General features: G+C 62.3%; 19 protein-coding genes and 1 riboswitch. Of the genes, 9 read left to right on the top strand and 10 right to left on the bottom strand.

All coding sequences use genetic code 11. The features are described from left to right. Positions 1–15: 15 nt before the first annotated feature. Positions 16–1,647, bottom strand: coding sequence for a glycerol-3-phosphate dehydrogenase (glpD, locus tag RAZWK3B_RS16075; protein ID WP_007816995.1), 1,632 nt, complete (start codon positions 1,645–1,647; stop codon positions 16–18). Positions 1,648–1,901: 254 nt separating this feature from the next. On the opposite strand from glpD, the gene RAZWK3B_RS16070 reads away from it, so the two are divergent. After that, positions 1,902–2,663, top strand: a complete 762-nt coding sequence (locus RAZWK3B_RS16070; protein WP_007816994.1) for a DeoR/GlpR family DNA-binding transcription regulator — start codon at positions 1,902–1,904, stop codon at positions 2,661–2,663. 14 nt (positions 2,664–2,677) lie between these two features. Here the strand turns inward: RAZWK3B_RS16070 and dacB are convergent, their stop codons facing one another. Together dacB and RAZWK3B_RS16060 are read right to left on the bottom strand one after the other, a co-directional pair. Continuing rightward, positions 2,678–4,171, bottom strand: a complete 1,494-nt coding sequence (dacB, locus tag RAZWK3B_RS16065) for a D-alanyl-D-alanine carboxypeptidase/D-alanyl-D-alanine endopeptidase (protein WP_007816992.1) — start codon at positions 4,169–4,171, stop codon at positions 2,678–2,680. A gap of 63 nt (positions 4,172–4,234) precedes the next feature. Continuing rightward, positions 4,235–4,843: a nicotinate-nucleotide adenylyltransferase gene (locus tag RAZWK3B_RS16060; RefSeq protein ID WP_007816990.1), complete on the bottom strand. Its 609-nt coding sequence runs from the start codon at positions 4,841–4,843 to the stop codon at positions 4,235–4,237. Positions 4,844–4,987: 144 nt separating this feature from the next. Between RAZWK3B_RS16060 and ettA the strand changes: the two genes are divergently transcribed. Continuing rightward, positions 4,988–6,643 carry an energy-dependent translational throttle protein EttA gene (ettA, locus tag RAZWK3B_RS16055; protein WP_007816988.1) on the top strand — a complete coding sequence of 552 codons (1,656 nt, stop codon included), beginning with the start codon at positions 4,988–4,990 and terminating at the stop codon, positions 6,641–6,643. Positions 6,644–7,238: 595 nt separating this feature from the next. After that, the gene (locus tag RAZWK3B_RS16050; protein ID WP_007816986.1) at positions 7,239–7,445 is read left to right on the top strand and encodes a cold-shock protein; all 207 of its coding nucleotides are present in this window, start codon (positions 7,239–7,241) and stop codon (positions 7,443–7,445) included. 118 nt (positions 7,446–7,563) lie between these two features. Here the strand turns inward: RAZWK3B_RS16050 and RAZWK3B_RS20690 are convergent, their stop codons facing one another. After that, positions 7,564–8,250 (bottom strand): BrnA antitoxin family protein, encoded by a 687-nt coding sequence (locus tag RAZWK3B_RS20690; protein WP_007816984.1) that lies wholly within the window; start codon positions 8,248–8,250, stop codon positions 7,564–7,566. A 200-nt stretch (positions 8,251–8,450) separates the two neighbouring features. Between RAZWK3B_RS20690 and RAZWK3B_RS16040 the strand changes: the two genes are divergently transcribed. Both RAZWK3B_RS16040 and RAZWK3B_RS16035 read left to right on the top strand, forming a co-directional pair. Continuing rightward, on the top strand, positions 8,451–9,005 hold the full coding sequence (locus tag RAZWK3B_RS16040) for a L,D-transpeptidase (protein ID WP_007816983.1): 555 nt from the start codon (positions 8,451–8,453) through the stop codon (positions 9,003–9,005). Between the two features lie 202 nt (positions 9,006–9,207). Beyond that, positions 9,208–9,414 carry a cold-shock protein gene (locus tag RAZWK3B_RS16035; RefSeq protein ID WP_007816981.1) on the top strand — a complete coding sequence of 69 codons (207 nt, stop codon included), beginning with the start codon at positions 9,208–9,210 and terminating at the stop codon, positions 9,412–9,414. Positions 9,415–9,478: 64 nt separating this feature from the next. On the opposite strand, the gene RAZWK3B_RS16030 is transcribed toward RAZWK3B_RS16035, so the two are convergent. Beyond that, positions 9,479–10,156: an arylesterase gene (locus RAZWK3B_RS16030; protein WP_007816979.1), complete on the bottom strand. Its 678-nt coding sequence runs from the start codon at positions 10,154–10,156 to the stop codon at positions 9,479–9,481. Here RAZWK3B_RS16030 and RAZWK3B_RS16025 point away from each other — a divergent pair. Beyond that, positions 10,155–10,844 (top strand): ABC transporter ATP-binding protein, encoded by a 690-nt coding sequence (locus RAZWK3B_RS16025; RefSeq protein WP_007816977.1) that lies wholly within the window; start codon positions 10,155–10,157, stop codon positions 10,842–10,844. The genes RAZWK3B_RS16030 and RAZWK3B_RS16025 overlap by 2 nt on opposite strands. After that, positions 10,841–13,360, top strand: coding sequence for an ABC transporter permease (locus RAZWK3B_RS16020; RefSeq protein WP_007816975.1), 2,520 nt, complete (start codon positions 10,841–10,843; stop codon positions 13,358–13,360). The genes RAZWK3B_RS16025 and RAZWK3B_RS16020 overlap by 4 nt, the downstream gene beginning before the upstream one ends. 121 nt (positions 13,361–13,481) lie before the next feature. Here the strand turns inward: RAZWK3B_RS16020 and gcvP are convergent, their stop codons facing one another. From gcvP to RAZWK3B_RS16000, 4 genes are all read right to left on the bottom strand, one after another. Then, positions 13,482–16,331, bottom strand: a complete 2,850-nt coding sequence (gcvP, locus tag RAZWK3B_RS16015; protein WP_037296114.1) for an aminomethyl-transferring glycine dehydrogenase — start codon at positions 16,329–16,331, stop codon at positions 13,482–13,484. A gap of 88 nt (positions 16,332–16,419) precedes the next feature. Continuing rightward, complete coding sequence (gene gcvH / locus RAZWK3B_RS16010; protein WP_007816972.1) at positions 16,420–16,782, bottom strand: glycine cleavage system protein GcvH; 363 nt, start codon at positions 16,780–16,782, stop codon at positions 16,420–16,422. Positions 16,783–16,801: 19 nt separating this feature from the next. After that, complete coding sequence (gene gcvT / locus RAZWK3B_RS16005; RefSeq protein WP_007816971.1) at positions 16,802–17,929, bottom strand: glycine cleavage system aminomethyltransferase GcvT; 1,128 nt, start codon at positions 17,927–17,929, stop codon at positions 16,802–16,804. Positions 17,930–18,085: 156 nt separating this feature from the next. Beyond that, positions 18,086–18,172, bottom strand: a riboswitch (glycine riboswitch). A 30-nt stretch (positions 18,173–18,202) separates the two neighbouring features. After that, the gene (locus RAZWK3B_RS16000) at positions 18,203–18,655 is read right to left on the bottom strand and encodes an RrF2 family transcriptional regulator (protein WP_007816969.1); all 453 of its coding nucleotides are present in this window, start codon (positions 18,653–18,655) and stop codon (positions 18,203–18,205) included. Between the two features lie 94 nt (positions 18,656–18,749). Here RAZWK3B_RS16000 and RAZWK3B_RS15995 point away from each other — a divergent pair, with 94 nt between their 5' ends. Then, the gene (locus tag RAZWK3B_RS15995) at positions 18,750–19,319 is read left to right on the top strand and encodes a gamma-glutamylcyclotransferase family protein (protein ID WP_007816967.1); all 570 of its coding nucleotides are present in this window, start codon (positions 18,750–18,752) and stop codon (positions 19,317–19,319) included. An 87-nt stretch (positions 19,320–19,406) separates the two neighbouring features. After that, on the top strand, positions 19,407–20,678 hold the full coding sequence (locus RAZWK3B_RS15990; RefSeq protein ID WP_007816965.1) for a DUF2254 domain-containing protein: 1,272 nt from the start codon (positions 19,407–19,409) through the stop codon (positions 20,676–20,678). Here RAZWK3B_RS15990 and gltX read toward each other — a convergent pair. Next, a complete protein-coding gene (gltX, locus tag RAZWK3B_RS15985) occupies positions 20,668–21,993 on the bottom strand; it encodes a glutamate--tRNA ligase (RefSeq protein ID WP_007816962.1) in 1,326 nt (441 codons plus the stop codon). The two genes, RAZWK3B_RS15990 and gltX, sit on opposite strands and share 11 nt — an antisense overlap. Positions 21,994–22,009: the final 16 nt, after the last annotated feature.

Here is a 22,009-nt window from a genome sequence, read left to right as displayed (position 1 = left end):
CGCGTCGTCCCTCCCTCATGCCCTCAGCGCCGCCGAACTCTTGGCCGGCGGTGTCGTGGCATCGTCTTGCGTTGCCGCCTCGACCATCCACGCCTCCAGCGCGGCGATCTGGTCGGCACTCAATCTCAGCCCAAGCCGCGTGCGCCGCCAGACCACATCCTCGGCGCTGCGGGCATATTCGCGCTGCATCATCCACGCCACTTCTCGCCCGGTCAGGGTCGCGCCGAAATCCGGTCCCAGATCCTCGGGGGTTTTCGCGTCGCCCAGCATCACCGCCGCCTCGGTCCCATAGGCCCGGATCAACCGCCCCGCCCAGAATGCATCCAGAAACGGATACGCCCGGCGCAGATCGGCGGTCAACTGCGCCACGCCATCCACCGCGAAATCTCCACCGGGCAACGCCACGCCCGCCGTCCACTCGCGCTCCGCTCCCTCGAAGAACGGCGCGATCCGGGCCATCGCCGCCTCAGCCAGCTTGCGATAGGTCGTGATCTTGCCGCCGAACACGTTCAACAGCGGCGCCCCGCCCATGTCATCCAGCGTCAGGACATAATCCCGCGTCGCCGCCGTGGCCGATTTGGCGCCGTCGTCATAAAGCGGCCTCACGCCCGAATAGGTCCAGACGATATCCTCCCGGCTGACCGGCGTGCGGAAATACTCCGACGCGAAGCGGCACAGGTACTCGGCCTCTTCCGGCGTGCATTCCGGCCTCGCGGACACATCCTCATGCTCGGCATCCGTGGTGCCAATCAGCGTGAAATCCGTCTCATAGGGGATCGCAAAGATGATCCGCCCATCCTCGCCCTGAAAGAAATAGCACTTGTCATGATCATACAGCTTGCGCGTCACGATATGGCTGCCGCGCACCAGCCGCACACCTTCGGAGGAATTCTGGCGCAGGGTGTTCTGGATCACGTCCTTGACCCACGGCCCCCCCGCATTGACCAGCGCCCTTGCCCGCGTCTCGCGCGTCTCGCCCGTCTGGGTATCTTCCGTCCGGATCAGCCACAGCCCGTCCTCGCCGCGCTGCGCCGAGACAACCCTCGTCCGGGTCCGGATCACCGCACCGCGGGCCTCAGCGTCGCGCGCGTTCAGGATCACCAGCCGGCTGTCCTCGATCCAGCAATCGGAATATTCGAACGCCCGGGTAAACTTGTCTTTCAAGGGCCGCCCCGCCGGATCGCTCGCCAGATCCACGCTACGCGTGCCCGGCAGGATCTCGCGGCCTCCCAGATGATCGTAAAGAAACAGCCCCAGCCGGATCAGCCAGGCGGGTCTGCGCCCCTTCATCCACGGCATCACCATGTTCAACAACCGCGATGTCGGTGTCTCGCCCTCGAACCGCATGTCGCGGTGATAAGGCAGCACGAAGCGCATCGGCCAGCTGATATGGGGCATCGCCCTCAGAAGCGTTTCGCGCTCGATCAGCGCCTCGCGCACCAGCCGGATCTCGAAATACTCAAGATACCGCAGCCCGCCGTGAAACAGCTTGGTGGATGCCGAAGAGGTGGCCGAGGCCAGATCGTTCATCTCGGCCAGCTCGACACTCAGCCCCCGGCCCGCCGCATCGCGCGCGATACCGCAGCCATTGATGCCGCCTCCGACCACGAACAGATCGATACTTTCATCGCCTTTGGCTGATGGCACCTGAGCCTCCCCCTCTCATGGCCGGATGTGAGCGCAAACGAAACACGGAAGCCACGATCAAGTCAATGACGAATGTTCGTTTATTTTCGCTTTGCAATTTCACCTTGTTATTGAATGGTTTTCTCCGCCATTTCGCACCTGCAGAAACCTTGAAAACCAGAAAATCACATCCATAACGGAACGAATCGAACGCCAGACTTGAATGCCCGCCCAAAACGAACATAATCGAACAACACAGCAGGAGCCGCGCCGACGTGTCCCAATCCTTCCGCCATCCCGACATCCTCGAAATCGCTCGTCTCGAGGGCAAGGTCATGGTCGAGGATCTGGCCGAACGCTTCGATGTCACCGTCCAGACGATCCGCCGTGACCTGACCGAACTGGCAAATGCCGGCAAACTCGAACGGGTGCATGGCGGCGCGATCCTGCCCTCGGGCGTGAGCAACATCATCTACGAGGAACGCCGCCGCCTGAACGAAGACGCCAAGCAGGCCATCGGCCGCGCCTGCGCTGCAGCGATCCCCGCCAGCGCGTCGGTCTTTCTGGATATAGGCACCACAACCGAGGCCGTGGCCCGCGAGCTTCTCGATCATGACAACCTGATGGTGGTCACCAACAACATGAACGTGGCCAATACCCTGCTGGCCAACAAAAGCTGCGAAATCGTGGTAGCCGGCGGCACATTGCGCCGCGCTGATAACGGGTTGGTCGGCAACCTGACCGTCCGCACCATCGAGAATTTCAAATTCGATTACGCGATATTGGGTTGTTCAGCTCTCGACGAGGATGGCGACCTGCTGGATTTCGACATTCAGGAAGTCGTCGTCGGACAGACCCTCCTCAAACGCTCCCGCGAGGTGTTTCTGGTGGCCGATCACTCGAAATTCAAACGCAGCGCGCCGGTGCGCATCGGCTCGCTGCGCGATATCGACCACGTCTTCACGGATCGCGCCCTGCCCGGCCATCTTGCCGAAAACTGCGGTCTTTGGGGCACTGCGATTACTGTTGCGGCCTGATCGCCTGAAACGCTTTAACTGCCGTAGACCTCGCACCAGCGTTCGATCAGCTCTTGCTGCAATGTCTTCGACCTTGCATTCCAGCTGGCAGAGCCCGGCGGCCGCCCGGCCGCGCCTCGGTCGATACGGGCGCGCTGTGCGGTATTGGCGGAAAAAATGGCAAATGCCATCTCGGTGCCATCGGGCGCGGTGACATAGCCTGCCAAAGAGCTCACGAAATATAGCGTTCCGGTCTTGGCCGCCACCTTGATCGGATGGCGGTGATCCACCCGGCCATTACCGTCGCGCAGCGGAAAATCCTTGAGGATCGGGTTCAGCTGCCCATCGCCGCGCACCCGCACCAGCGCGCGCGCCATGGCCTCCGCCGACAGCTGTGACCGCTCACCAAGACCGGAATGATCCACCAGCGCGGCGCCCTCCATACCCAGATCGCTGCGCGCCCAACGGCTCATTTCCCGCGCCGAGGCCGACAGCGACTGCGCGCTCCCGACGCGCTTTGCCGTCGCCGCCATACCGACCAACTCGGCGGTCAGGTTGTTGGAATATTTCAGCATGTCGCGCAACACTTCGGTCAGCGGCGCACTGCGATGCACCACCAGCGCCTCGCCTTGCTGCGCACGCGTCACAGCGCCGCCCGGCTTCAGGACGATCCCGTGCGAGCGCGCGAAACTGGCGAAGACCTCGCCGGCATAGGCTTCGGGCTTGCGCACCGGAAGCCACCTCGCCCCGCCATTGCCCAGCGCACCGCTCGCCACCGTCCATGCGTCGTGATCGCCGCCATCGCGATAGGTATAGACCGGCCCCTCGCGCCGTGCGATCGCCATGCGGGCGATGGTCACCGCCGGACGGTGCGCGTTCGAGCGCGCGTCCATCGTCACGCTGTACCCGTTGCTGCCGCGTTTCCATTCAAAATGCACGCGGTTGAAATTAAGGCTCAGGCCAGACACCGACGGGTTATAGCCGACATGCTCGGGTTGGGTCGGGTCGATCACCCGCTCGAACGGCAGCGCGCCACCCCAGACCCGGAACGCACCGCGCACCTCGCGCACGCCCTTGCGTTTCAACTCCGCCGCCATCGCCGCCAGGGAATCCGTGTCCAGCGTGGGATCGCCGCCCCCCGCCAGAATGAGATCGCCGTTCAGAATACCATTCTCGATCGGCCCCGTCGCCAGCAGCCTCGTGCTGAAGCGGAAATCGCCGCCCAAGGTCCGCAGCGCATAGATCGCCGTGATCGCCTTCGTGACGCTGGCCGGAGGCTGCCCCTCGTGGCCGCCCCGCCCCTCGAGGATAAGCCCGCTTTTCACATCCATCACGCTGTATGTGACGCGCCCGCCCAGGTTGGCCGCATCGATCAGCGCCTCGGCGCCCGACGCAACCCTTTGCCCGGCCCCGACCGGTCGCGCCACGGGGCGCAGCGATGTCGCGGGCGCCTGCGAGCATGCAGCCGTTCCCAGACCGCTCAGTGCGGCCCCAATGAAAAATCGTCGCGAGAAACACTGTTTGCCCATGGCGCGAAACTAAGCCCCGGAGCGCATATGGACAATCGAATTTCTTGGCGCGGGCATCAATTTTCAGTCACCACGCGGCCAAGCGCCCCCGCTGCGCAGCCGCGTCGAGGACAGCGCCATCATCGGCACGTTCACAAAGCACCATGCCGGCGCCTCACGTCGGCCCAGACACCGGCTTGCCCGTCCCGGCAGCCGTGCGAAGTCATAGATCCGCGCCGCCTTGGACATGCGCGCCGAAATGCGCTGCCCGGGCCGCGCCAGCACCCCCAGCGGCACCCGTCCCACGATCTCGTGCCAGTCCTGCCACTTGTCCAGCTGCGCCAGATTATCGGCCCCCATCAGCCACACGAACCGCACGCCGGGCCGCAGCGCCTGCAACCGCCGCAGCGTCTCGGCCGTGTAGCGCGTGTTCAGCTGCGCCTCGATATCCGTCACCGCGATGCGCGGATGATCCAGCATCTCCCGGCACGCCGCCATCCGCCGCGCCAGCGGCGCCGGCCCATGCGCCTTGAGCGGGTTGCCAGGACTGACCATCCACCACACCCGATCCAGCCCGAACCGCTTGAGCGCCTCGCGGCTGATATGCACATGCCCGGCATGAGGCGGATCGAACGACCCGCCCAACAGCCCGATCACCTGCCCCGGACGCGTCATCGGCATATCAATCTTCATGCCCCCCTTTTGCCAGCCCCGCCTGCCGTGTCCAGAAGAAAAACCGGCCACCCCCACCGCTTGCGCACAGACGATTGCGGCGCGCGCCCGGATTGACTAGATACGGGGCCAACACATCTTCCAACCCATCCCGGAGCAGTCCCCATGGCAGCCTATCAATATGTCTATCACATGCAGGGCGTCTCCAAGACGTATCCCGGCGGCAAGAAATGTTTCGAGAACATCCATCTCAGCTTTCTGCCCGGCGTGAAGATCGGCGTGGTCGGCGCGAACGGCGCGGGCAAATCCACCCTGATGCGGATCATGGCCGGCATCGACACCGACTATTCCGGCGAGGCGTGGTCCGCCGAGGGCGCCAAGGTCGGCTACCTCCCGCAGGAGCCTGAACTCGACCCCGCGCTGACCGTCCGCGAGAACGTGATGCTGGGCGTGGCCGAAAAGAAGGCCAAGATGGACCGCTTCAACGAGCTCGCCATGAACTACTCGGACGAGACCGCCGACGAAATGGCCGCCCTCCAGGACGAGATCGACAGCCAGAATCTCTGGGATCTGGACGCCCAGATCGACGTCTCGCTGGAGGCGCTGCGCTGCCCGCCGGACGATGCCGATGTGACCACGCTCTCGGGCGGTGAAAAGCGCCGCGTGGCACTGTGCAAACTTCTGCTCGAAGCGCCCGAAATGCTGCTGTTGGACGAACCGACCAACCATCTGGACGCCGAAACCATCGCCTGGCTGCAACAGCACCTCATCGACTACAAGGGCACGATCCTCATCGTCACCCATGACCGCTATTTCCTCGATGACATCACCGGCTGGATCCTCGAACTGGACCGCGGCCGGGGCATCCCCTACGAGGGCAATTACTCCAGCTGGCTCGAACAGAAGGCCAAGCGCCTCGAACAGGAATCCCGCGAGGACAAGTCGCGCCAGAAGACCCTGGAACGCGAACTGGAATGGATGCGGCAGGGACAGAAGGCCCGGCAGGCCAAATCCAAGGCCCGGATCAACGCCTATAACGACCTTGCCAATCAGTCTGAGCGTGAAAAACTCGGCCGCGCCCAGATCATCATCCCAAACGGTCCGCGTCTGGGTCAGAAGGTGATCGAGGTGAACGGCCTGAAAAAGCACATGGGCGACAAGCTGCTGATCGAAAATCTCAGCTTCTCGCTGCCGCCCGGCGGCATCGTCGGTGTGATCGGCCCCAACGGCGCGGGCAAATCCACGCTCTTCAAGGTGCTCACCGGCCAAGAGGCGCCGGATGAGGGCACCGTCGAATACGGCGACACGGTCACACTCAGCTATGTGGACCAGTCGCGCGACGATCTGAAGGATGGCGACAACGTCTGGGAGGCGATCACCGGCGGCGCCGAGATCATCCAGCTGGGCGATGCGCAGATGAATTCCCGCGCCTATTGCTCCGCCTTCAACTTCAAGGGCGGCGACCAGCAAAAGAAAGTCTCGCTCCTGTCGGGGGGCGAACGCAACCGCGTGCACATGGCGCGCCTGCTGAAATCCGGCGGCAACGTGCTTCTGCTCGATGAGCCGACCAACGATCTCGACGTAGAAACCCTGCGCGCGCTCGAAGACGCGCTTGTGGATTTCGCCGGTTGCGCGGTGGTCATCAGCCACGACCGCTTCTTTCTCGACCGGATCTGCACCCATATCCTCGCCTTCGAAGGCGAGGCCCATGTGGAATGGTTCGAGGGCAATTTCGAGGATTACGAGGAAGACAAGAAACGCCGCCTCGGCCCCGACGCGCTGGAACCCAAGCGGATCAAGCACAAGAAATTCGCACGCTGATCCGCGTCGCTGGCACAAGGGTCGCTGACACAAGGATCGGTCTTTCGCCCGCGCCTGACCACCGCGTGAGACCGATCCCTGCCCGTGCCTGACCTCTGCCCACTGACCTCTGCCCGAGATGACCCCGCATCGTCTCGGGCGCGCAACGTCTCGACCCAAATCGCCTCGGGCCACCGCGTAGCCTCGGGCCACCGGCCATGACGCAAGACAAGCCCGACACAAGACATCTCGAACCCGACGCCATGTTCCGCGCCCCCCGCAAGGCGCACCATACGCAACGCGTTTGCCGTCATGACAAACGAAATGGCGGCCCGCGCCGCCACGCATATCACGATCGAAAGGACGGCCCCGAGCAACCGGGGTGGGACATGACTATACATGGCGGCATCTAACCGCAGATGCCTTAACTTCCGGTTACCGGGCGAAATCCCCGATTTTCCTTGCAATGATCGCCGTCACCTGTTATCTGCCCCCCTGCTAAGTTATTCTTTTTCGACCCACTGTCTCCCTTCAAACGGCGCTCAGTCAATCGATCCAGACGACGACGCCGGGTTGCCGCAGTTCCGCGGGCAGCACAAATCCAAGGAGACGACGGATGGCCAATGGCACCGTGAAATGGTTCAACTCAACCAAAGGCTTCGGCTTTATCGCACCTGAAACAGGTGGCAAGGACGTTTTCGTTCACATCAGCGCCGTCGAGCGTTCGGGCCTCACCGGCCTGGCTGACGACCAGAAAGTGACATACGACGTCGAAGCAGGCCGTGACGGCCGCGAAAGCGCGACCAACCTGCAGCTCGCATAAGCGACTGCTCCGGTCCCTTTCGGACCGTATCCAAGATTTTGCGGGGGCGGGCCAATGGCTCGCCCCTCTGTATTTGCGGGGCGGCATCGTGGCCTGCCTGCACCAAACGCGGGCATCGTTACTTTCGTGTGTCCCGCGCCTTTTCCCGCGCAAGGTCGCGCGCCTCGCGCTCCAATGCGCGGCGGCGATACCCCTCTTCCAGCGCATCCTGTTCGGCCTTGCGGCGGCGCTCATCTTCCAGCCCGACACGCTCCCAGACACTCATGCTGTTCCTTTCGCGCTCCTGCTCCTCGGCCTCGCGCGCTTCCTGCGCCAGCAGTTCTGCGCGGATTTCCGCAAAAGCGACGGCAATTTCGGGATAAATGAGCGGGCTGCCGTCATCCTCTTCGTCGTCGCGGCCGGGTTGCGCATGCCGCGCAGGGGTCAGGGTGCTGTCAGGTGCTGATGTGGCCTCTTCGGTCGCTCCCTCCTTGTCGGCCACAGGCGCCCTCACGCGCTTGTCCAGAAAGTCATCCAGCTTGATTTCCTGCGCGATCTTCATCTGTACCCATGTGGCAAGAAGCCGGTTGATCCGTGCCTGGTACCCGTTGCCCATCGCTCTGAAGACCCGCAGCACCGAACGATCCAGATAGAGCGTCACCTTCTCTTTTTTCTCCTCGACATCCAGATCGGCCTCGAGCGTGTGCCACGCCTCGGGGATCACGTCTTCGAGCATCGACGAGATCCAGCCGTCGCGGTTGAGATGTATGAGGTTCTTCATCAGCCCTTCGCGGGCGATCCGTTCGGTCTTGGTCATGCGGGCCATGTTCTGTCTCCATCCTGTCTCGCAAACATGCCTGGCAAAGGGTTAACAGGCGCCTGCCGCAGCGCGCGCTGCACCGATGTGATACCGACGTGATACCGATGCCATACCGCAGCGGATTTTTGCGCCGATCACCGGGTTTTGATTTTTTCGGCGCCGGGTGGCATTCTATACGTCGGCGTGTGTTTTGAAGGGGACCTCATATGCTCAACCGTCGTCATTTCATCGCGACCGGCCTTGCCGCCACCGCGCTGCCCGCTGCAGCTCAAGCCTTTGAACTGGAAGAGAAATTCAAGCCCGCCACGGTGAGCATTTCCAGCCAATACGCGCCCGGTCAACTCCTCGTCCTGCCGCGCGCGCACTTTCTATACTTCGTGACCGCCCCCAACGAGGCCATCCGCTACGGCGTCGGCGTCGGCAAAGCCGGCCTCCAATTCACCGGCACCGCCACCATCGACGTCAAGAAAAAATGGCCCACCTGGCGCCCCACCGACGAGATGATCGAGCGCGATCCGAGTGCTTATGGACGTTTCAAGGGCAATGATTATGTGCAGCCCGGCGGACCGGAAAATCCCCTTGGAGCAAGGGCGCTGTACCTGTTCCAGAACGGGCGCGACACCTATTTCCGCATTCACGGCACCAACGCGCCGCGGTCCATCGGGCGATCAGTATCGAACGGCTGCATACGGATGCTCAACGAGCATGTTCAGGATCTATACGAGCGGGTTCCCGTCGGAACAGTCGTGACCGTCCTTTGAGCATTGGGTGATGGGCGCAATGTCCCCATCACTTTTTTGGTTTATTTTCTCTTGAAGAGGACCAAGGCCAGTTCCATATTCCCTACCGCGACGTTACCTCTATCGACCATCTGCTCCGACCACGGCGCTGTCACTCGATCTTGCTCTGACTGCGCCGGGCTGCCGCACTGAAGCGGGCAGCGACATCAAAAGGAGAAAACGGATGGCCAACGGCACCGTCAAATGGTTCAACACCACCAAAGGTTACGGCTTCATCGCGCCTGAAGGTGGCGGCAAAGACGTCTTCGTGCATATCTCGGCAGTGGAACGCGCTGGTCTGACTGGTCTTGCGGACAATCAGAAAGTGACCTTCGACATCGAAGCAGGCCGCGACGGCCGCGAATCCGCGGCAAACATCGCTCTGGCTTGATCCGCCGCGCACACGAGAATATCTGACGGGCCCGCGACAGGGCCCGTTTTTTGTTGTCCGCAGTTCATTCAGCCCGCAGGACGAGATCGACAACAGCAGGTCCAAGCGCCTCCACGATCCGCTCGACGCCTTCCGAATTGGGATGAATTCCATCGGGCTGAAAATACCGGCGGGCCTGCGCCGGATCATCCTGCCCAAGACCTGCAAAGAAATTCTCGAAGTAAAGCGTGCCGAATTCCTGCGCCAAATCGGGATAGATGCTGTCGAATGCGGTCTGGTACTCGGCGCCGTAATTGCCCGGCGCCTTCATGCCCACCAAAAGAACCTCGACATCGCGAGAGCGCGCCGATTCGAGTATCGCACGCAGGTTGCTCCGAGCGTCTGAAGGATCGAGCCCGCGCAGCAGATCATTGCCGCCGAGTGTCACGATCATCGCATCCACTTCGGGCGTCAGGCTCCAATCCACGCGTGCGGCTCCACCGGCGGTCGTATCTCCCGACACACCTGCATTGATCAGGTCAACCTTAACCCCCTTGGCCGCGAGCCAGGCATCAAGCTGCGGCACCAGCCCTTGCGCTTCGGGCAGGCCGTAGCCTTGTGTCAGGCTGTCGCCAAAGGCCAGCACCGTAACATCCTCGGCCATCGCAGGAGTTGCGACCAAAAGAAACATGGTCGCAACCTTGCCGCGCATAGACCACACACCATATTCAAAAAAGTCGTTTGCAATCAGGCTGAAACCCATGACCGATCCTGTTATTTCCCTCAAGGATGCCACGCTGTCGCTGCAAGGCAACGCGGGGCTTGTCCAGATACTCCACGGGATCTCGTTGGATGTCCATAAGGGTGAGACACTGGGATTGGTGGGGCCATCGGGGTCCGGCAAATCTTCGCTGTTGATGCTGATGGGCGGGCTTGAACGGGCGAGTTCAGGGCAGATCGCCGCACTTGGCCACGACCTGTCCAACATGAACGAGGATCAACTGGCCCGCCTGCGCCGGGATCATTTCGGAGTGGTGTTCCAGTCCTTTCACCTGATCCCGACGATGACGGCGCTGGAAAATGTGGCCGCCCCGCTGGAACTGGCCGGGCGGGCGGATGCCTATGAGCGCGCCGCCGAGGAATTGGCCGCTGTCGGGCTCGCCGGTCGGGCCGAGCATTACCCCTCGCAACTCTCGGGTGGCGAGCAGCAGCGCGTGGCGCTGGCCCGCGCCGCAGCCCCCCGCCCCGATATCGTGCTTGCTGACGAGCCGACGGGCAATCTTGACGGGGCCACCGGTGCGTCGATCATTGAGCTTTTGTTCGATCTGAGCCGTCGTCATGGCGCCACCATGATCCTTGTGACCCATGCCCCGGATCTGGCGGCGCGCTGTGACAGGGTCGTGGAGCTGGTGGATGGCAGGCTTTCGGAAAGCGCCGGAGTGCCCGCATGAGCCTTGTCACCGCGGCGCGCTTTGCCCGGCGGGAGCTGCGCGGCGGCCTGCGGGGATTTCGCATTTTCCTTGGCTGCGTCATCCTTGGCGTTGCGGCGATTGCCGCTGTTGGAACAGTCCGCGAAAGCATCACCGTCGGCCTTGAGCGAGAAGGCGCCACGCTTCTGGGCGGGGATGCGTCGATCGAGTTGACCTATCGTTTCGCCACCGACGCTGAACGCGCCTGGATGAACGAGACAGCCGATGCGGTGTCCGAGATCGCAGATTTTCGCTCGATGGCCATAGCACCGGACGGCGAACGCGGCCTTACCCAGATCAAAGCCGTCGATGCGGCCTATCCTCTGCTTGGGCGCGTGGAATTGCAGCCCGACATGTCCCTCGCGCAGGCTTTGGACGGGCGCGACGGATTGCCCGGTGCGGTGATGCATCCCATTCTGACGAATAAACTGGGGCTGGAACCGGGCGACATTTTCAGACTCGGCACTCAGGATTTCATTCTTTCCGCAGAAATCCAGCGCGAGCCGGATAACGCTGCCGGAGGCTTCACCCTGGGGCCACGGACCATCGTGCGAACCGAGGCGCTTGGCGCCTCCGGGCTATTGGCGCCGGGATCGCTTTTCTCGACCGAGTATCGTCTCGATCTGCCAGTGGGAACCGATCTGGACGCCATCGGCGCCGAGGCGGAAGCGGCTTTTCCCGATAGCGGCCTGCGCTGGCGCGACGCGCGCAACGGCGCGCCGCAAGTGGAAGAGTTCGTCAATCGGCTTGGCGCCTTTCTGATCCTTGTGGGCCTGTCTGGCCTTGCGGTAGGCGGCGTCGGAATATCGGCAGCACTCAGGGCGTATCTGGCAACGAAAACCGAAACCATCGCAACGCTGCGCACACTTGGCGCCGACCGACAAACGATCTTTCTGACCTACTTTTTCCAGATCGGCGTTCTGGCCTGTCTTGGGCTTGCGGTTGGCCTGATGCTGGGTGTCGGCATTCCGGTCTTGCTGTCATCGCTGATCGAAGCCCGTCTGCCGGTGCCCGCCGTTTTCGGCGCCTACCCCGGACCTATCGCCGAGGCGGTGCTCTACAGTGCGCTCACAGTTCTAATCTTCACGCTCTGGCCGCTGGCCCGGGCGCAGGATATTCGCGCGGCCACGCTATTTCGCGATGCTATGGAAACGGGGCGCATTCTGCCTAGGTGGCCATATCTGGTCGCGATCGCGGTGTTGGTCACGGCCCTTCTTTCGGCGGCCATATGGTTTTCCGGGGATGCGCGACTGTCGCTTTGGACAGCGGGGGGGATCGTGGGGTCACTGGCTCTTCTGAGCTTGGCCGCAATCGGGATCAAACAGCTTGCCAGACTGCTGAAACCGGTCATTCGCGGGCGGCCCTCGCTTGGCTGGGCACTGGCAGCGATCGGCGGACCGGGCACCACGGCAGGGCCGGTGGTGCTGTCCCTTGGCTTGGGCCTTTCGGTGCTGGCGGCTGTCGGACAGATCGACCAGAACCTGCGCAGCGCCATTTCGCGTGACCTGCCCGAGCGGGCGCCCTCCTATTTTTTCGTCGACATCCAAAAGGATCAGATGCCCGGTTTTCTGGAACGGCTGGAAAACGATCCCGAGATCAGCCGGATCGACTCGGCCCCGATGCTGCGGGGCATTCTGACCCAGATCAATGGCCGTCCCGCCGAAGAAGTGGCAGGCGATCACTGGGTCGTGCAGGGCGATCGTGGCATCAGCTATGCCGCCGCTGTGCCGGACCGCACGACCATCACCGACGGCGAATGGTGGGGCGCGGATTATGACGGACCGCCACAGATCAGTTTTGCGGCAGAAGAGGCCGAGGAAATGGGGCTGGTTCTGGGCGACGTTCTGACGCTCAATATTCTGGGGCGGGACATCAGCGCCACGATCACATCCTTGCGCGAAGTGGATTTCTCGACCGCCGGCATGGGATTCGTCATGCTTCTCAACCCCGCCGCGATCGCTGGAGCACCGCATACCTTCATCTCCACGGTCTATGCCGAAGCACCGGCCGAAGCTGCGATCCTCAATGACCTCTCAGGCAAATTTCCCAACATCACGGCGATCCGGGTGCGCGATGCGATCGATCAGGTGTCGGACCTTCTGGCGGGGCTGGCCTCGGCTACCGCGTGGGGGGCAGCGGCCACCTTGCTGACCGGCTTTCTGGTGCTGATCGGTGCTGCCGCCGCGGACCAGACCGCCCGCACCCGAGAGGCGGCGATCCTGAAAACCATCGGCGCGTCCCGCGCGCAGATCTTGGCCAGCCTTGCCTTGCGCGCGTCGCTTCTGGGGGCAGCGGCGGGGCTCGTGGCACTTGCAGCGGGGATTACCGGAGGTTGGGCGGTGAGCCATTTCATCATGGATACCAATTTCGAGATCGCCTGGACCTCGGCCCTGCTGATCGTGACAGGGGGAGCAATGGTCAGCCTTCTGGCAGGTCTGGGCTTTGCGTGGGCGCCCATGCAGGCGCGTCCTGCGCGTATCCTTCGTTCGCGCGAATAACGTCTGAACCATCTTTCCGGGGCAGATCGCGATTAGTACCGATCCCGCCACGGGACTCAGCTCGCTCTTAATCGTGAGCAGTCGGCGGCCCCAGAGGGCCACCGACGTCGTCAGACACCGCTTATTCAGCGGCTTCGGCGTAACTTTCCACCGGGGGACAGGTGCACACGAGGTGCCGGTCACCATAGACATTGTCCACGCGGTTCACAGGCGGCCAATACTTGTCCACGCGGAAGGCACCGGGCGGGAAACATCCCTGTTCACGGCTATAAGGCCTGTCCCAATCCCCCACGAGATCCTCCACCGTATGCGGCGCATTCTTGAGCGGATTGTTCTCGCGGTCGATACGACCTTCTTCGATGTCGCGGATCTCCTGCCGGATGGCCAGCATCGCATCGCAGAACCGGTCCAGTTCGGCCTTGGTTTCGGATTCCGTCGGCTCGACCATCAAGGTTCCCGCGACGGGCCAGCTCATGGTCGGGGCGTGAAAGCCACAATCGACAAGGCGCTTGGCAATATCGTCCACCGTCACACCGGCGCTATCGGCGAAGGGGCGGGTGTCGATGATGCATTCATGCGCCACGCGCCCGTTGCGCCCTTTATAGAGAACCTCATAGGCGCCTTCGAGGCGCTTGGCGATATAGTTGGCGTTCAGGATGGCCACCCGCGTCGCCTGTGTCAGACCCTCACCACCCATCATGAGGCAATAGGCCCAGCTGATCGGCAGAAGCGACGGAGACCCGAAAGGCGCAGCCGACACCGGACCCTGCGTGCCTCCGGTGACAGGATGCCCGGGGAGGAACGGCGCCAGATGCTCTTTCACACCGATCGGCCCCATGCCCGGGCCACCCCCGCCATGCGGGATGCAGAAGGTCTTGTGCAGGTTGAGATGGCTGACATCTCCACCCAGATCACCCGGACGGCTGAGCCCCACCATGGCGTTCATATTGGCCCCGTCGATATAGACCTGACCGCCATGCTGATGGGTGATCTCGCAGACCTCCTTGACCGTTTCCTCGAACACACCGTGCGTCGAGGGATAGGTGATCATGCAACCGGCCAAATTGTCCGAATGCGCCTCGGCCTTGGCGCGGAAATCGGCCAGATCGATATCGCCGTTCTCATCGGACTTGATGACCACCACATCCCAGCCGACCATCTGAGCGCTGGCAGGGTTTGTACCATGCGCGCTCATCGGAATGAGACAGACCTTGCGATGGCCCTGACCGTTGGCGCGGTGATAGGCGGCAATGGTCAGAAGCCCGGCATATTCGCCCTGCGCGCCGGAATTGGGCTGCATCGAGATGGCGGCATAGCCGGTGATCTCGCACAGCTTGGCGTTCAGATCCTCGATCAGGTCGTGATACCCCTTGGCCTGATCTGTGGGCACAAAGGGATGGAGCAACGAAAATTCATTCCAGCTGACCGGCATCATCTCGGCCGCCGAATTCAGCTTCATCGTGCATGAGCCAAGCGGAATCATCGCGCGATCAAGCGCCAGATCGCGGTCTGCCAGACGTCGCATGTAGCGCATCATCTCGGTTTCGGCGCGGTTCATGTGGAAGATCGGATGCGTGAGATACTCGGACCTCCGCAAAAGACCATCCGGCATCCGGTATTCGGATGTGAAATCGCGGTCTTCCATGATGATACCGAACGCACGCCACACCGCTTCGATCGTGGCCGGGCGCGTACGCTCGTCCAGTGTGATGCCGATCTTGGTCTCGCCCACGCGGCGCAGGTTCACCCCTTCACGAACCGCCGCCTGAAGAACGCCACGCTGCAAGAGGCCCACATCCACCGTGATCGTGTCGAAGAACTGATCCGGTTGGACCTTGAAGCCCGCCGCCTCCAGCCCCTTGGCCAGACGCACCGTCTTGCGGTGGATGCGCTGCGCGATGGCCTTGAGACCTTTGGGACCATGGAACACCGCATACATCGACGCCATAACCGCCAGCAGCGCCTGTGCGGTGCAGACATTCGAGGTCGCCTTTTCACGGCGGATATGCTGCTCGCGGGTCTGAAGGGCCAGCCGGTAGGCACGGTTTCCATGACTGTCGACCGACACACCTACGAGGCGACCGGGAAGCGCGCGCTTGTAGCTGTCCTTGGTCGCGATATAGGCTGCGTGCGGCCCTCCAAAGCCCATCGGCACGCCAAATCGCTGCGTCGACCCCACAGCAATATCGGCCCCCATGGCGCCCGGCTCTTTCAGCAGGGTCAAGGCCATCGGATCGGCGATCACGATACCAATCGCCCCAGCCCCGTGCAGAGCTGCCATTTCATCGGTGAAATCGCGCAGATGCCCATAGGTGCCGGGATACTGAAAGATCGCTCCGAACACGTGCTCGGGGTTCAGCGTCTCGGGGGCGCCGACCACCAGTTCGATATCAAGCGGTTCCGCGCGGGTGCGCATCACGGCGATGTTCTGCGGATGGCAATTCTCATCGACGAAAAATGCCTTGGCCTTGGATTTGACCACACGCTGCGCCATGGTCATTGCTTCTGCCGCAGCGGTCGCCTCGTCGAGCAACGAGGCATTGGCGATTTCGAGCCCTGTCAGATCGCTGACCATGGTCTGAAAGTTCAACAGCGCCTCGAGCCGGCCCTGGCTGATCTCGGGCTGATAGGGTGTATAGGCGGTATACCAGGCCGGATTTTCCAAGATATTGCGCTGAATTGCCGGAGGTGTGACCGTGCCATGATACCCCTGCCCGATCAGCGAGGTCAGCACCTTGTTGCGGTTGGCCACCTCGCGCATGTGGTGCAGCAGCTCACTTTCGGACATCGGCTTGCCGAAATCCAGTGGCGTCTCCTGACGGATCGATTTCGGTATGGTTTCATCGATCAGCGTCTGCAGGCTGTCCGTGCCCAGAACGTCCAGCATTTCGGCCATTTCCTGCGGAGAGGGGCCGATATGGCGACGGTTGGCGAAGTCATAGGGCAGATAATCGGTAGGTTCGAAAGGCATCATGTCCCTCGTGCTGTCACGGATAAAGGCCGACTTGCCGCCTGTGCCTTACCCTGGTCGGAATGGTGTCGCCCGAAAGCGGCTGCGGTCAGCCGATGAACGACTGATAGGCGTCTTCGTCCATGTACTCGTCCATCTGGGACGGATTATTGGCCTTGATCTTGAAGAACCACGCATCCCCAAGCGGATCGGAATTCACCTTGGCCGGATCGTCGATCAGCGCCTCGTTGATCTCGACGATCTCGCCGTCGATCGGGGCAAGGATGTCGCTGGCCGCCTTGACGCTTTCGATCACGACGATTTCATCGCCCTTGGCCACCATCGTGCCGATCTCGGGCAGTTCCACGAACACCACATCGCCCAACTGCTCACTGGCATGTTCGGTGATGCCGACAACGATCACGTCGTCCTCGTCGTTGCGCAACCATTCGTGTTCTTCGGTGAATTTCATCTCTCGCTCTCCCTGAGTTTCAGCGTTTGAAATTGGCGGGTGTAAAGGGCAGCTTGGCCACTGTCACCGGCATGCGTTTACCCCTGACATCGCCATGCAGACTGGCTCCGGGACCGGCCAGCGCCGCCGGCACATATCCCATCGACATCGGCGCGCCGATGGTCGGACCGAACGCACCCGATGTGACGCGGCCGACAGCGGCGCCCGCGCCCTGCGTTTCGAACAGCTCCGTGCCTTCGCGCATCGGTGCGCGGCCTTCGGGACGCAGCCCGACCCGCTGTCGCGGAGCGCCGTTTTCCAATTGATCGAGGATCACAGCCGCGCCGGGGAACCCACCCTCGCGGGCCCCACCGCGGCGGCGCACCTTCTGGATGGCCCAGCCAAGAGCCGCCTCGATCGGGGTGGTCGTCTCGTCGATGTCGTGACCGTAAAGACAAAGCCCGGCTTCCAGCCGAAGGCTGTCACGCGCCCCAAGACCGATCGGCTCTACCGCGTCATGGGCCAGCACGGCCCGCGCCAGCTCCTCGGCCTGCGCGGTCTCGACTGAAATCTCGAACCCGTCCTCTCCGGTATAACCCGAGCGCGACACCCAAAGTCCCCCGAAAGAGCTTTCAAAAACGGCCACGTCCATGAAGCGCATATCCCGCACTCCGGGCAGAATGCCCGACAGAACCTCTTCGGCCTGCGGCCCCTGCAGTGCCAGCAAGGCGCGGTCGGAAATCTCTTCGACCGTGCAGCCGGGCAGTCCGTTCTGCATATGAGCGATGTCAGCCGCCTTGCAGGCGGCGTTTACCACGACGAACAGATGGTCGCCGCGATTGGCCAGCATCAGGTCATCCAGAATGCCGCCCTGATCGTTGGTGAAAAAACCATATCGTTGCCGCCCCTCGGGCAAGCCGGCCAAATCCACCGGCACGAGCGTTTCAAGCGCAAGGGCCACAGTGTCATAGCCTTGGGGGGAACGCACAATGACCTGCCCCATATGGCTGACGTCGAACAGGCCTGCGGCCGCACGTGTCTGAAGATGTTCCTTCATCACCCCAGCAGGAAACTGAACCGGCATCTCGTATCCCGCGAAGGGCACCATCTTGGCCCCCAATTCGACATGCAGGTCATACAGCGGGGTCTTGCGCAGCGTATCGCTCATCGGGCCTCATCCAAATGGCGCCAGTTGACTTCGGATGAATCCAGCTGGCATCTCTGCACGACCCTGTTGGTCGCGCCTTGATGCCCCCTCTGTCCTTTGGCCTGAGATCGCTATCCCTTCGGCGGGCGCCGCGAAGGCACCACTCTCCAGAGTTCTGAAATCGCATCGGTCCCTTGGGCCTGAGAGTTTCCGGGGCGGTTGCTCCTTCGGCACCGGACTGGCCGGTTCTCCCGATACGATATGGCGGCAAGCTAGTATACGAAATCGGCGACTTCAAGCCTGTTTCACGCAGCGCCCCGGCATGAAAATATCCAGCAGCGCGACGTTATCACAAACCAGCACATCCAGCGTAATTTTGTCGAGATGCGCATAAAAAGCCTCTGCCGCGTCAGCGATGGCGTGCCGCAAACGGCAGGCGGTGACCAGCGGACAGGTATTGTCTACATCGGCAAAGCACTCGGCGATAGGAACGTTCGATTCGAGCTGGCGGAACACATCCCCAATGATGATCTCATCCATCGGACGGGCCAAGGCGATCCCGCCGCTACGACCACGTTGGGTGTGCAGAAAATCAAGCTGCGCCAGACGATTGATGACTTGCGCCAAGTGACTTTCGGACGTGTTGCAGCGCGCCGCGATCTCGGATTTGGTGACCAGCCGGTCGATATTGGCGCCACAGAACATGAGAACGCGAATGGCGATATTCGTGCGTTTCGTGATGCGCATTCCGTTTTTTGACCCTTTGCTTGAATTCAATCCATCCTGCGGTCAAACACGGCAGCAGGACATGATGCAGATCAAGCGGTGCAGGAAAATATACATGGGACATGCATATTTCTTCGGATATGGCAGCCTGGTAAACCGCGACACGCATGCCTTCAAGGAAGCGCATACCGCGCAGCTCAGCGGATGGCGCCGCGTGTGGCGGCATACCTCGCTCAGGAAGGTGGCATATCTTACGGTCATCCCGGACGAGACATCCCTCATCGACGGGCTGATCGCCGCTGTTCCCGGACAGGATTGGGCGGCCCTCGACGCGCGCGAGCAGGCCTATGACAGGGTCGCCGCCGCGCATCAGGTCACCCATGCTCTTACCCACAGTCCCGATATCGCGGTCTACGCGATCCCCGAGGGCCGCCATGACGTGCCGACCGAAACGCACCCTGCCCTCTTGAGCTATATCGATGTGGTCGTGCAGGGCTATCTGCGCGAATTCGGAGAAGACGGCGCCCGACGCTTTTTCGACACGACAGATGGCTGGCAGCACACGCCGGTGTTGGACGACCGCAGCGATCCCGTCTATCCACGTCACCGCCGCCTCAGCCTCGACGAATATGGCTTCATCGACACGCAGTTGCGCGAGAGGGATATCCGCATTCTTCGCCGCTAGCCGCTGGCGGGCGGTGGGCTGCACGGTGGACTGCACGGTGGACTGTCGCCCCCGCATGACGCATGATTTGCGTCGGAAAGGACTAGGATGGCGAACACCAAGACGATCTCCAAGACGCTGCTTGTGATCCTGCGGATAAGCCGGATGCTTTGGGTCCGCGTGACCTTGATGGCCTGTCTTGCCGTGGTGGCCTCGATGGCGGCGATGCTGCTGGACAGCCTGATCCCCGAGGTGCTGCGCGAACGCTTCACGCCGGATGCGGTGATGCCGATCCTGACAATCCTCGCCTCGGGGATGCTGGCGGTCAGCACGTTTTCACTCAATGTGATGGTCACCGCGCATAACGCCGCCGCCGCACAGGCCACCCCTCGCGCGCATCGCATCCTTCTGGCCGACACGACCACGCAAACGGTGCTGGCGACGTTCATCGGCGCCTTTGTCTATGCGCTCAGTTCGATCATCCTGTTCAAGGCAAAACTGCACGCGCCCGGTGCCTCGGTCGCGGTTCTTGCCGTAACGGTCGTGGTGGTCATTCTGGTCATTCTGGCGATGCTGCGCTGGATCGACCATCTCAGCGATCTGGGCAGCATGGACAAGACCTTGCACGACACCGAACGCCACGCGCGGGCCAGCCTGATGCTGGCCCGCAAGACGCCCGCGCTGCGCGCCAATGCGCTGACGCCCGAGACGGTCATGCCGCAAGACGTCGTACCGGTCCCGGCGCCGCGCTCGGGCTATCTGCAATTCATCGACCTGCGCCGCATGAGCGCGATCCTGCAAGACAAGGATGCGCGGCTCTATGTCCATGCCCCGCCCGGCCGCTTCGTGCTGCAGGGCACTCCGGTCGCCTTTGCCAGCGGCCTTTCGGGCAAGGCACTTGAAACCGTCAAGGAATGCCTAACGATCGGTGACTATCGGTCGTTCGAGCAGGATGCGGCCTACGGGCTCCTGGTGCTTTCGGAAATCGCCTCGCGCGCGCTGTCGCCCGGCATGAATGATCCGGGCACAGCCATTGACGTGATCGGGCGTCAGGAACGACTTTTATGGGATTGGGGAAGAACTCCCATCGAAAACAAAGAGCCGATATTCCCCCGCATTTTCATACCCGACACCTCACCTGAGCAACTGATCGAAGGGGCCTTCGCCAGTACCGCACGCGACGGCGCCGCGCTGGTCGAGGTGGCCACCCGTCTGCAACAGGCGCTTCAGACGCTGGCAGAAGGGCCGGATGCCGACCTCGCCAGCGCCGCACAAGTTATGGCGGAACGCGCGCGCGCCTATTCCGAACAGGCGATGGTTCTGGAAGAGGACAAAATCAAGCTTCGCGCACGGCAAAGCGCAGGTGGGGTCAATCCCTAGCCTTGATCCTCTGCAAAAGCGGCAGCACCTGGCTCATGTCCGGGCCGTGGGCCTGCCCTGTCAACGCCTTGCGAAGCGGCATGAACAGGCCCTTGCCCTTGCGGCCTGTCGCGTCTTTGACGCGCGCAGTCCAGTCGCCCCAGGTGCTGTCGTCATAGGGTGCATCGGGCAGCAGCGTCATCGCCTCAGCCACGAACGCACGATCTTCGTCGTCGATCACCGGCTCGGCACCGTCGCGGAACATCGCCCACCATGCCGGCAGGTCCTGCAGCGTGGTGATATTGTCGCGCGTCACCGTCCAGAACCGTTCGGCCAGATTGTCAGGCACGCCGATCGCCGCGATCTGGTCACTGACCTCGTCATAGGCGCGGTCATGCAGAAGGCGTGCCGTCAAGGGAAACAGGTCCTGCACATCGAACTTGGTCGGCGCGGCACCGAAGCGCGAGATGTCGAAGCCCTCGATCAACTCGTCCATGCTGGTACGCACTTCGACCGGATCGGCAGACCCAAGACGCGACATCAGGCTGAGCAGCGCCATCGGCTCGATCCCTTGGGCACGCAGATCGCGCAGCGACAGGGTGCCAAGACGTTTGGAGAGCGACTCGCCCTGCGGCCCGGTCAAAAGCGAGTGATGCGCAAAGCTGGGAACGGTTCCGCCAAGCGCCTCGATGATCTGGATCTGCGTGGCGGTGTTGGTGACGTGATCGCTGCCACGCACCACATGGGTCACGCCCATTTCGGTGTCATCCACGACGGACGCAAGGGTATAGAGAACCTGCCCATCCCCCCGGATCAGCACCGGATCGCTGACACTGGCCGCGTCGATCGAAATATCGCCGAGGATGCCGTCATTCCACTCGATCCGCTCCTGATCCAGCTTGAAACGCCACACGCCGTTGCCGCGCTCGGCGCGCAGTTTGGTCTTCTCATCCTCAGACAACTTCAACGCGGCACGGTCATAGACCGGCGGCTTACCCATGTTGAGCTGCTTCTTGCGCTTCAGATCAAGCTCGGTCGGGGTCTCGAAGGCCTCATAAAAGCGGCCCATCTCGCGCAGCTTGTCGGCGGCCTCGGCATAGCGATCCAGCCGCTCTGACTGCCGTTCCACCCGGTCCCAATGCAGGCCCAGCCACTCCAGATCTTCCTTGATCGCGTCGACATAGACCTGTTTGGAACGTTCAGGATCGGTGTCGTCGATGCGCAGGATGAACGTGCCACCCGCCTTGCGCGCGATGAGAAAGTTCATCAGCGCAGTGCGCAGATTGCCCACATGGATGTAACCGGTGGGGGACGGGGCGAAGCGAGTGGTTGTCATGGGTCTCTCCTGATTG

The organism is Roseobacter sp. AzwK-3b, assembly GCF_000170875.1.
In the GTDB taxonomy this organism is placed as follows: domain Bacteria; phylum Pseudomonadota; class Alphaproteobacteria; order Rhodobacterales; family Rhodobacteraceae; genus Roseovarius; species Roseovarius litoreus.
This window is presented reverse-complemented; position numbering and strand designations above follow the sequence as displayed.

Coding starts and splice junctions, on each gene's coding strand:
- dacB (WP_007816992.1), bottom strand. CDS start 4,171: ATGGGCAAACAGTGTTTCTCGCGACGATTTTTCATTGGGGCCGCACTG.
- RAZWK3B_RS16060 (WP_007816990.1), bottom strand. CDS start 4,843: ATGAAGATTGATATGCCGATGACGCGTCCGGGGCAGGTGATCGGGCTG.
- ettA (WP_007816988.1), top strand. CDS start 4,988: ATGGCAGCCTATCAATATGTCTATCACATGCAGGGCGTCTCCAAGACG.
- RAZWK3B_RS16050 (WP_007816986.1), top strand. CDS start 7,239: ATGGCCAATGGCACCGTGAAATGGTTCAACTCAACCAAAGGCTTCGGC.
- RAZWK3B_RS20690 (WP_007816984.1), bottom strand. CDS start 8,250: ATGGCCCGCATGACCAAGACCGAACGGATCGCCCGCGAAGGGCTGATG.
- RAZWK3B_RS16040 (WP_007816983.1), top strand. CDS start 8,451: ATGCTCAACCGTCGTCATTTCATCGCGACCGGCCTTGCCGCCACCGCG.
- RAZWK3B_RS16035 (WP_007816981.1), top strand. CDS start 9,208: ATGGCCAACGGCACCGTCAAATGGTTCAACACCACCAAAGGTTACGGC.
- RAZWK3B_RS16025 (WP_007816977.1), top strand. CDS start 10,155: ATGACCGATCCTGTTATTTCCCTCAAGGATGCCACGCTGTCGCTGCAA.
- RAZWK3B_RS16030 (WP_007816979.1), bottom strand. CDS start 10,156: ATGGGTTTCAGCCTGATTGCAAACGACTTTTTTGAATATGGTGTGTGG.
- RAZWK3B_RS16020 (WP_007816975.1), top strand. CDS start 10,841: ATGAGCCTTGTCACCGCGGCGCGCTTTGCCCGGCGGGAGCTGCGCGGC.
- gcvP (WP_037296114.1), bottom strand. CDS start 16,331: ATGCCTTTCGAACCTACCGATTATCTGCCCTATGACTTCGCCAACCGT.
- gcvH (WP_007816972.1), bottom strand. CDS start 16,782: ATGAAATTCACCGAAGAACACGAATGGTTGCGCAACGACGAGGACGAC.
- gcvT (WP_007816971.1), bottom strand. CDS start 17,929: ATGAGCGATACGCTGCGCAAGACCCCGCTGTATGACCTGCATGTCGAA.
- RAZWK3B_RS16000 (WP_007816969.1), bottom strand. CDS start 18,655: ATGCGCATCACGAAACGCACGAATATCGCCATTCGCGTTCTCATGTTC.
- RAZWK3B_RS15995 (WP_007816967.1), top strand. CDS start 18,750: ATGGGACATGCATATTTCTTCGGATATGGCAGCCTGGTAAACCGCGAC.
- RAZWK3B_RS15990 (WP_007816965.1), top strand. CDS start 19,407: ATGGCGAACACCAAGACGATCTCCAAGACGCTGCTTGTGATCCTGCGG.
- gltX (WP_007816962.1), bottom strand. CDS start 21,993: ATGACAACCACTCGCTTCGCCCCGTCCCCCACCGGTTACATCCATGTG.